Below are 10682 nucleotides of genomic sequence, written 5' to 3' on the forward strand. Positions count from 1 at the left end.
CCGCCGCCCCGCGATCGCAGACGCACGGGCAAGCGGTGGCCGTACACCGCCGGCTGGGCGACCGGAGTAACGCGCCCCCGCCCACCCGCCCCGGCCGCCCAACCACCCACCCGCCCCGCCCCGCTCGCCTGCGGGGGAGTGGGCCCGACGGTCAGGTGACGTGGTTGTAGGCGCTCGCGGAGAACGCCATGCCGGTCTTCGTACGCGGCTTGAACAGTCCGGTCGTGGTGCCGGTGCTCTTGTACAGGTACGTGGTGCCGGTCGAGTCGACGGCGAAGACGTCGGCGCGACCGTCGTTGTCGGCGTCGCCGATACCCGTCACGTGGCGGTAGGAGCCCCAGTCGCCACCGACCTGGGTACGGGCGGTGAAGCCGCCACTGCCGTTGCCCTGGTAGAGCCACAGCACCCCGGACCGATCCCGCGCCAGCAGGTCGCCGGCGGCCGTACCGACAAGGTTCCCGGTGGCGGACAGGTCGTTGTAGACGCCCCAGCCGCCGCCGATCCGGGTCCGGGTGGCGAACGGCGATGTCGCGGACCCGGTGCCCTTGTACAGCCACAGCACACCGCTCTTGTCGGTGGCCAGCAGGTCGGCCCGCCCGTCGCCGGTGAGGTCGCTGCCGCCGGCGAGCTTGTCGTACGCGTTCCAGCCGCTGCCCACCCTCACCCGGGTGGCGAAGCCGGTACGGCCGTTGCCCTGGTACAGCCACAGGACACCGCTCTTGTCCCGGGCGAGGAGGTCGGGATGCGAGGCGCCGGCGACGTTCCCGGCGACCTCGATCCGGTCGTACGCTTCCCACCCCAGACCGACCGCGGTGCGATAGCCGGTCATCTGCGGCGCGATCTGCGTGATGTTGGAGCTGTAGTGCTCCAGCTTGCCGCCGCTGTTCCTGGCGAGCAGGTCGGGGGAGCCGTTGTCGTCGAAGTCGTGCAGCCTCGGCTTGCGCACCACGGTGAACGAACCGGTCGCCGTGGTGGCCTGCCCGCCGTACGGGGTGACCCGCAGGCTCCACGTGTAGGCGCCGTTGAAGGCCCGGTCACCGCTGTCGAGCAGACCGCTCCAGTTCATGCGTGCCCGCACGATGTCGTCGTCGCTCCGGGTGGGCGGCTCGAGCGACACCGTCTTCGTCTCACCCGTCCGCGTGTGCCGCAGCGTCGCGGACACCGAGACGTCCAGTCGCGTCAGCTTCCACTCCAGGACGGCACGCCCGCCCGGCGTGTCCAGACTGACCTGCGGTCCGAACAGCGCACCGCTGACGATCCCGTCCGCCACCCCGGCACGCGGCGCGGCCACGGACACCGGCGCCGACACCGTCAGACACCCACCCGCCACCGCGAGAGCGACACCGGCCGCAGCCACCACCCGACGGCTGGAAACAACACCCTGAAACACCGCGAAAACCCTCCCCTGAAAACAGCTGTGCAGCAACCAGCACAGCTCTGACCTGCGCAGATGCCGCCCGTTCCCCCTCCAGGACGGATCTGCATCAAGGTGCAGCGGACCTTATCAGCCACCACCGCACCCACCAGAATCGGCCGCCTCGGAGGCAGCAGCTGAGACCGGGCAGAGGCAGGAGGTGGTTGCCCGCACGACGGAGACGTCGCAGGTCTTCGCCAACCCGAACGGCACGTTCACCAAGGAGATGAACGCCGCTCCCGTTCGTGCTCAGAAGGACGACGGGTCGTGGGCAGCCATTGACACGACGCTGGTCCGTGCCGGAGACGGCGGCGTCGCGACCAAGGCCACGGTGAACCGTGTGGAGTTCTCCGGCGGCGGTTCTGATCAGCCGATGGCGACCGTCTCCAAGGCGGGCAAGGAATTGTCTCTCGACTGGCCTGGCGCTCTGCCCGAGCCGGCTCTGGACGGCAGTACCGCTACCTACGCCGAAGTCTTTCCTGGTGTGGATCTGAAGCTGACGGCCGTCGAGAGCGGCTTCACGCAGACTCTCGTCGTCAAGACCGCCGAGGCGGCCAGGAACCCGTCGCTGGAATCTGTGCGCCTGGGCGTGGAGAGCAATGGCGTGCGGTACACGCCCGGTCACGACGGTGGCATGCGCTTCGTCGACGACGACGGCAGGACTGTCTTCGAGAGCCCGAGCGGTCAGATGTGGGATTCCTCCGGAGATGCCCAGAGCTCGGCCGAGGTGCCGGTGAAGACGTCCGACGTTCAGATGCGCGGCATGGCTGTCGAAGAGCCGAGTCCTACGGCACCGCCGGAGGAAGCGCATGACGGCGGCAGGGAGGAACCCTTTTCCTCCCCCAGCATCGGCGACAAGACCGCTGACGTCGCGGTGGAGCTCAGCGCGGACACGCTGGAGATGAAGCCGGACCTGGGCCTGCTGCGCAGCGAGGAGACGGTGTACCCGGTGTACATCGATCCGCCGGTGACGGGGCTGGTGCTGACGGATTGGACGGCTCTTCGGTCGGACGGCGTGCGGTACTGGGAGTTCACGGGGGACAAGGGCGTGGGGCGCTGCTCCAACTACGCCGGCTATTTGTGCTCCGAGACCCCCTACACGCAGCGGATGTACTTCGAGTACCCGATGGTCTCGCTGTACAAGAAGAAGATCCTTGACGTGACCTGGGAGGTCTACCAGACCTGGAGCTTCACCTGTACCCAGCACAACTACCAGCTCAACCGTGTCGACGAGGACAAGGGCATTTCCAGCTCCACGACGTGGGGGACCAGGCCCGCGTATGTCGACATGATGGGGGACCGGTGGTCGGCGCAGGGCCGTGGAGACCTGTGCAGTCCGGCGCAGCCGGCGAACTGGCTGCGTTACAGCGACAACGTGGCCGGTGGCGAGACGGAGGAGAACCTCACCCCCACGCTGCAGTCCTTCGTGAACGACCAGAAGCCCACTCTCACTCTGGAGCTCCGCGCCGAGGACGAGTCGACGACCGCCGCGTGGGCACGATTCCGCAACGACGCCAAGCTGTCCGTCACCTACGTCTCCCAGCCCGAGAAGCCCACTGCGGTCGGCGTGCGCTACGGCACGACGGGCAGGGCGTGCAACGCGTCAACCACGCCGCTCGTGACGAGCAGCCGGACACCGAAGCTCACCGCCGTCGTGCAGTCCCCTGATGGTGCGAAAGCCCAGCTCAGAGCCCTGTACGAGGTGTGGAAGGCGGACGGTTCGCAGAAGATGTTCTGGGCGCAGTCGCCCACCGGTGGGGCTCACGTGACGGACAATGACGTGACCCAGACCACCTCGCCCGCGCTCGCCGACAACACGACGTACCGGATGCGGGCCCTGACGGAGGCATACTGGGCGACCGACCGCGGCGCTTCCGGGCACCTGCAGTCGTCCTGGTCGACCTGGTGCTACTTCCGTGTCGACACGACCGGCCCCCCGCCGCCGATCATCACGAGCGACGACGGCCTGTACCCGCCGGCAGAGGACGGTGTGCCTACCGGAGCCGTCGGCAAGGCGGGCAGGTTCCGCTTTACGCCTGCGGACACGAACGCGAGCCTGTCAGGCATCCAGTCGGATGTCACCTCCTACAAGTGGCGGCTGAACAGCGGTCCCCTCTCGGCGCCGATCAACGTGTCCACCGGTGCCTCAACCACGTTGTGGGTGACTCCGAACCAGGACATGGAGAACACCCTCCAGGTGTGGGCCTACGACGCGGCCATGCACAGCTCGATCACGGCCTACTACAGCTTCAGGGTCAAGCGGGCAGAAGCCCCGGTCGGGATGTGGTCCCTTAACAACAGCGGCGCCGACTCGACGACCGCCGCGACGAAGCGGCCCCTCACACTCGGCGGTTCCGCCGTGTACAGCACCAAGAGCCGCGCGGGCTCGCACGCACTGCAGGTGAACGGCACCACCGCGTACGCAGCCACGTCCTCTCCGCCGATGAACACGCTGTACTCCTACAGCGTCTCCGCGTGGGCCAGGATCAACCCCGGTGCGCCCGGCGGAACCGTCGTCGGGATCAACGGCAAGGTCTACAGCGGTTTCTACCTCGCCTACGACAAGGGGCACTGGTCCTTGCTGTCGTCTCCCGTCGACTCCACGAGCGGGAGCATCTCGGATCAGGTGGTGGTGTCCAAGCAGCCGGCCACAACGGGGGTGTGGACGCACCTCACGGCGGTGTACGACTCCGTTGAGAAGGAGATCCGCCTCTACGTGAACGGGCGCCTGCAGGGAACGCACGCGGTGCCGGCTTCTTGGACGGCCACAGGTGGCCTGCAGATCGGGCGGGGTCTGTGGCAGTCCGAGTACCACGGTTACTTCGACGGATCCGTCGACGAGGTGTACACCTGGTCCCGGGCGCTCTCCGGTGACGAGGTCGCCAAGACTGCGACCCAGGAGGACGAGGACGCCAGCGACGGTTACGCGGGGGACCCCGTCACCGCCAACGTCGCCTCGTGGGACGCCACCACGGCGACCGGCACCAGCATCCAGGACACCTCCGGGTACGGCCGCACGATGACACTCCACGGCGACGCCACCATCGGGATCGACCCGGCCACGGCCGACAACCCGGCCTCGAACCAGCCCACGAAGAACGCGATGGTTCTCAACGGTGTGTCCGGCTACGCCGGCGCATCGGGTCCCGTCGTGGACGACACGGGCTCCTTCACCGCCACCGCCTGGGTGCGTCTGGACAGTGAGGGGGTCAAGGACACGTCCAAGGGGTACCTCCGCCAGGTCCTGGGCCAGGCAGGCACGTCGAACTTCTCCTGGGGTATCTGGTACGAGCAGCCCGCCGGATCGTCCGCCGGCAAGTGGCGGCTCGGACGTTCCAGCAAGGACGCCTCGGGTTCCGCATGGGCCTACGGCTCATCCCTGCCGGCGCAGAAGGACAAGTGGGTTCGACTGACCGTCGTCTACGACGCGCAGTACGCGGCCACCTCCGGAGATGGCGACGAAGTCAGCCGCGGCGCCATGTTCCTCTACGTCAATTCGTCGCAGGTCGACGGAGATGACGGTGTGGCCTTCACGGTTCCCTGGCAGGGCCGCGGGAAGTTCGAGATCGGCCGGGGCATCGTCGACGGCACCGTCGGACGCTACTTCCCGGGTCACGTGGGGAACATCCGTGTGTGGGCGGGCGCCATGTCGCCGTCCGCAGTGGGCGATTCCTACGCGAATGAGAAGGACCAGTTCGAGTAACACCACGCCGGTGGCTCGCCGCATGTGCGGCGAGCCACCGGTGCCCCTTTTCCCAGCACCACTTCTGTGCTGGTTTCCCAAGCAGAATGGAAATCCCGATGTCAACTGCCCCGAAGGGCAGACGACGCCGAACCTCACTGCCCAGATGGTTCGGCCGAGGCGCGCTTGTGCTGTCGATAACCTTGCTCCCGCAGATCGCCATCCCCGACGGGATCGATCTCACCACCAGTGCCGCCGCTTCAGCACGCGACTTCTCCGAGCCCGTCAAGCCGAAGATCGACCGTGTCGAGGACTTCACACGGACGACGTCCGGGCCCGTCGACGCCACAGTCGCCGCTGTCAAGGCGACGAAGGAGCGTCTGGCCAAGGCGCACTGGCCGGCGCCGGGCAAGACCACCCTCACCCTCCCGGCCGACCGCACGACGGAAGCGTCCGTCGGAGGTCTTCCCGTCACGCTCGCTCCAGTCGGGAAGAGCGCGAAGCGGTCCGCAGGAAGCGGCGGCCGGCCGGCAGGCCAGGCCGAGGTGAAGGTCCTTGACCAGAAAACCGCGCGTAAGGCGGGCGTCAACGGTGTACTCCTTTCCGTCCTCCCGGGTCAGGCGGCGGACACAGCGGCCCCCCTACGCTTCTCGCTGGACTACGCGTCCTTCGCCGATGCCTACGGTGGCAATTTCGGCGCCCGTCTCCACCTCGTCCGCATTCCCGCCTGTGCGCTGACCACACCGGACAAGGCGGCCTGCCGCAAGCAGACCTCGCTCTCCTCGGAGAACGACACCAGCGAGCAGACCCTCAGCGCCGACCTCGCGGGCGGCACGCTCCGCGCTGCCCAGCCGATGCTCCTGGCAGCCACGGCGGGAGCCTCTTCGACGCAGGGTGACTTCGGTGCGACGCCGCTGTCGTCCTCCGCGACTTGGTCCGCCGGTGGCAACACCGGTGACTTCAACTGGAGCTACCCGCTGCGGATGCCGCCGGCCACGGCCGGCCCTGGGCCCTCGCTCGCCATCAGCTACAACTCCGGCAGCGTCGACGGCCGCACCGCGAGCGAGAACAATCAGACGTCCGTGATCGGAGAGGGCTTCTCCCTCACGGACTCCTACATCGAACGCAAGTACGGATCCTGCAAGGATGACGGCCAGGCCGGCAAGGGCGACCTGTGCTGGAAGTACGCCAACGCGACCCTCGTACTGAACGGCAAGGCGTCTCAGCTCGTCAACAACTGTGCCGATTCAGCAGCCTGCACCACGGCGGAACGCTCCGAAGAGGCCGGCGGATCGTGGCGGCTGGCAGACGACGACGCGAGCAAAGTCGAGCACCTCACCGGCGCCCCGAACGGGGACAACAACGGTGAGTACTGGAAGGTCACCACGACCGACGGTGTCCAGTACTTCTTCGGCAAGCACAAGCTCGAGGGCTGGAGCGACAACGGCACAGAGGCGGACGACCCTGTGACCCACTCCACCTGGACCGTGCCGGTCTTCGGCGACGACACCGGCGAGCCGTGCCACGCCAGTACGTTCAACACGTCCGCGTGCACCCAGGCGTGGCGGTGGAACCTCGACTACGTCGTGGACCCCCACGACAACGCCATGACCTACTGGTACGGCAAGGAAACCAACAACTACGCCAAGTCCGGCGTCGACAGCCCCGGCACCCCCTATGTTCGGGGCGGCTACCTCAAGCGCATCAACTACGGCCAGCGCTCGGACAGCATCTTCACCAAGCCGGCCTCCCAGTCGGTTGCCTTCGTCTACTCGCAGCGCTGCACCGCCACGGACTGCGACAGCCTCACCAGCACGACCAAGGCGAACTGGCCCGACGTCCCGTTCGACATGATCTGCGACACGGGCAAGGCGTGCACCAACATCATCGGGCCCGCGTTCTTCACGCGATACCGAATGACCCTCATCAGCTCCTACGTCTGGTCGGGCACCGGCACCGCCATGCGGCTCATCGATTCCTGGACGATGGAGCACGACTTCCCCGCCACCGGCGATTCCTCGTCCCCGAGCCTGTGGCTGAAGTCCATCCAGGCCCACGGCAAGGCCGGCACTACGATCAGCATGCCGAAGACCACTTTCGGCGGCATCCAGATGCCCAACCACGTCGAAGGCGGTACCAACACCCTGCGCTACTACAAGTGGCGCGTGCGCGTGTTCGCCTCGGACACCGGCAGTAAGACCACGGTCAACTACTCCGACCCACAGTGCGTCCGCGGCACCACCATGCCCGCGAGCGAGGACGACAACAATCTGCGTTGTTTCCCCGTCTACTGGTCGCAGTCCGGCGGAATACCAGAGCTTGACTGGTTCCACAAATACGTCGTGGACTCCGTCGTCGTCACAGACCCCACCGGCCACGCCGACCCCCAGGAAACGCACTACACCTACGCGGGTGGCGCCGGCTGGGCCTTCGCCGACGACGACGGCATCACCAAGGACAAGTACCGCACGTGGTCGCAGTGGCGTGGCTACTCGAAGGTCACCACCGCCACCGGCGTCACCACCGGCACACAGAGCAAGACCTTCACCCTGTACATGCGGGGCCTCGACGGGGACAAGCAAAAGGACGGCACGGTCCGCAAAGAGAAGGTCATAGACTCGACCGAACGTGCGATCGACGACTCTCGCCAGTACAGCGGCTTCGTCCGGGAAAGCATCAGCTACGACGGCGCCGAAGAGGTAAGCGGCAGTATCACGGACCCATGGTCCTACAGGACCTCCAGCCACGAGTACAGCTGGGGCACACCTGAGTCCTGGTTCGTCAAGCCCGGCACCGTACGAACTCGGCAGAAGACGTCGACCGGAACTCGCACCGTTTCCAGCACCACCACGTACGACACCACGTACGGCATGGCCACCAAGGTGGACGCGGCCGGAGACATAGCCAAGTCCGGCGACGAGACGTGCACCCGCTCCACGTACGCCCGTAACACAGGCGCCTGGCTGGTCCAGTTTGCCTCACGCATCGAGACGTACGCGGTGGGCTGCTCCGTCACGCCTTCGCTCCCTGCGGATGCGATCTCCGACCTGAAGACCTCGTACGACGGCAAGGCCGCCGGTGTCGCGCCCACCAAGGGCGACATCACCGGGTCCTACCGTCTGTCGGGCTACACGTCAGGGGCGCCCGTCTACCAGACCGTCTCGACGTCGGCCTATGACCTGCTCGGCCGACCCACCTCGGTGACCGACTCGCTCGACCGCACGACCAAGACCAGCTACGAGCCCGCCGTCTACGGTCCGCTGACCAGGCAGACCGTCACCGACCCCAAGCTCTACACCGCCACTACGGTCATCGACCCTGCCTGGGGCAAGGCCACCAAGGTCACCGACGCCAACAGCAACACCACCGAATGGGAGTTCGACGCCCTCGGCCGGCTCACCTCGGTCTGGAAGCCCAACCGCATCCGGGCCATGGCGAACGCCGCGAGCATCGTCTACACGTACAACGTCAGCAACACCGCAGAGACCTGGATCCGCACAGACACCCTGAAGTCCGACGGCAAGACCTACAACAGCTCCTACCAGATCTACGACTCCCTGCTGCGTCCTCGCCAGACGCAGGTCCCCGCACCCAACGGCGGGCGGGTCATCTCCGAGACGCTCTACGACGACCGGGGCCTGGCCACGATCGCCAACGGCGGCATCCACGACAACAACGCTCCCAGCGGCACCCTTGAGAACACCTTCGAGGGCTCCGTCCCTGCATCCACCAAGACCGTCTTCGACGGAGCCGGCCGCCCGACCGAGGCACACTTCCGTGTGTACAACCAGCCGAAGTGGACGACCTACACCGCCTACGAAGGTGACCGAACCGCGTTCACCGCGGCACCCGGCGGCACCGGCACCCTCACCTTCACGGACGTCTACGGAAAGACCACCGAGCGCCGCGAGTACCCGGGCACGACCCCGACCGGCAGCGCGTACACCGCGACGAAGTACACCTACACGCCGGGCGGCCAGATCGAGACCATGACCGGCCCCGACGGCGCCAAGTGGACCTACACCTACGACCTGCGCGGCAGGCTCATCGAGTCCACCGACCCCGACAAGGGCAAGAGCACCAGCACATACAACGATGCGGACCAGGTCCTGACCACCACGGCCTCCGTGAACGGCCAGGCCAAGACCCTCATCCGCGAGTACGACGTCCTCGGCCGCCAGACCGGCACCTGGGAAGACGTCAAGGACAACGCCCACCAGCTCACCAAGAACCTCTACGACACTGTAGCCAAGGGCAAGCTGTCGGCTGCCATTCGCTATGTCGGGGGCACCACGGGCCAGATCTACTCCAACGTGGTCACCGGCTACGACATGATGGGGCAGCCCACGGGGGTCAAGACGGTCCTGGCGGCCACTGACCCGCTGGTCGTCGCTGGAGCACCGCAGACCTTCACCACGTCTACCGCCTACAACCTGGACGGCACCGTCCAGAACACCATCCTTCCCGCCGTCGGCGGACTCCCCCTCGAGACCGTCGCCTACAGGTACAACGGCCTCGGCATGCCGACGTCCGTCGAAGGCATGACGGACTACGTCCGGTCCATCGGCTACACCCAGTATGGCGAAGCTGAGGACACCCGCCTGGGCACATCCACCACCGCCAAGCACCTGCAGGTGGTCAACCGGTACGAGGACGGCACCCGGCGGCTGACGAACAGCCACGTCGTAGACGAGACCAGCGTCGGCTACCTCAGCGACGTCGACTACAGCTACGACGCCAGTGGCAACGTCACCTCCATTAAGAACAAGGCCGGCACGGACGACAACCAGTGCTTCACCTACGACGGCTACCGCCGTCTGACCCAGGCGTGGACCCCCGCTTCCGGTGACTGCACCGCATCGCGGTCCGTCGCAGCGCTGGGAGGACCGGCCCCGTACTGGCATAGCTGGACGTACAAGCCGGGCGGCCTGCGCGACACCCAGACCATCCACACCGCCACCGGCGACACCGAAACCAAGTACACCTATCCACCCGTGAACGCGTCCGGTGCCGGACAGCCTCACACCCTGACAAGCACGGTGTCGGAAGGCGTCACCGCGAACTACGCCTACGACTCGCTCGGCAACACCACCAAGCGGCCCGGAGCCACTGGCGACCAGAACCTCACCTGGAACATCGAAGGCAAGCCGGCCACACTGACCGAAGGCACCAAGACCACCACCTACCTCCACGACGCCGGCGGCGATCTCCTCATCCGCCGCGGCCCGACGAAGACGGTGCTCTACCTTCCCGGCGGCCAGGAGCTCCACTACGACACCGTCACCAAGGCATTCTCCGCCCAGCGGTACTACGGAGCCGGAAGCGGCAAGGCCCTGCGCACGAACAAGGGCCTCAGCTGGATCGTGGACGATCACCACGGCACCGCCTCCATGAGCGTCGACGCCACGACCCAGGCGGTCACCCGCCGCTACACCAAGCCGTTCGGCGAAGCCCGCGGCACCACGCCGACATGGGTCGACGACAAGGGATTCCTAAGGGCTGTCCCGTAAAGATCTTGGCTGCGGGTCCGGAGCGGTCTGGACAGCTGGTGGGGTGCTCAGCTGGTGGTTCGTGAGGTGCTCAGGG

General features: G+C 66.9%; 3 protein-coding genes. 2 read left to right on the forward strand and 1 reads right to left on the reverse strand.

The features are described from left to right. Positions 1–151: 151 nt before the first annotated feature. The gene (locus ACIGHB_RS32535) at positions 152–1297 is read right to left on the reverse strand and encodes an FG-GAP repeat domain-containing protein (RefSeq protein WP_399918195.1); all 1146 of its coding nucleotides are present in this window, start codon (positions 1295–1297) and stop codon (positions 152–154) included. Between the two features lie 277 nt (positions 1298–1574). Between ACIGHB_RS32535 and ACIGHB_RS32540 the strand changes: the two genes are divergently transcribed. Further along, a complete protein-coding gene (locus ACIGHB_RS32540) occupies positions 1575–5117 on the forward strand; it encodes a LamG-like jellyroll fold domain-containing protein (RefSeq protein WP_399918197.1) in 3543 nt (1180 codons plus the stop codon). Between the two features lie 167 nt (positions 5118–5284). Next, on the forward strand, positions 5285–10606 hold the full coding sequence (locus ACIGHB_RS32545; protein ID WP_399918199.1) for a hypothetical protein: 5322 nt from the start codon (positions 5285–5287) through the stop codon (positions 10604–10606). The last annotated feature ends 76 nt before the right edge of the window (positions 10607–10682 follow it).

This window comes from Streptomyces sp. NPDC085460 (genome assembly GCF_044541975.1).
Lineage (GTDB): Bacteria > Actinomycetota > Actinomycetes > Streptomycetales > Streptomycetaceae > Streptomyces.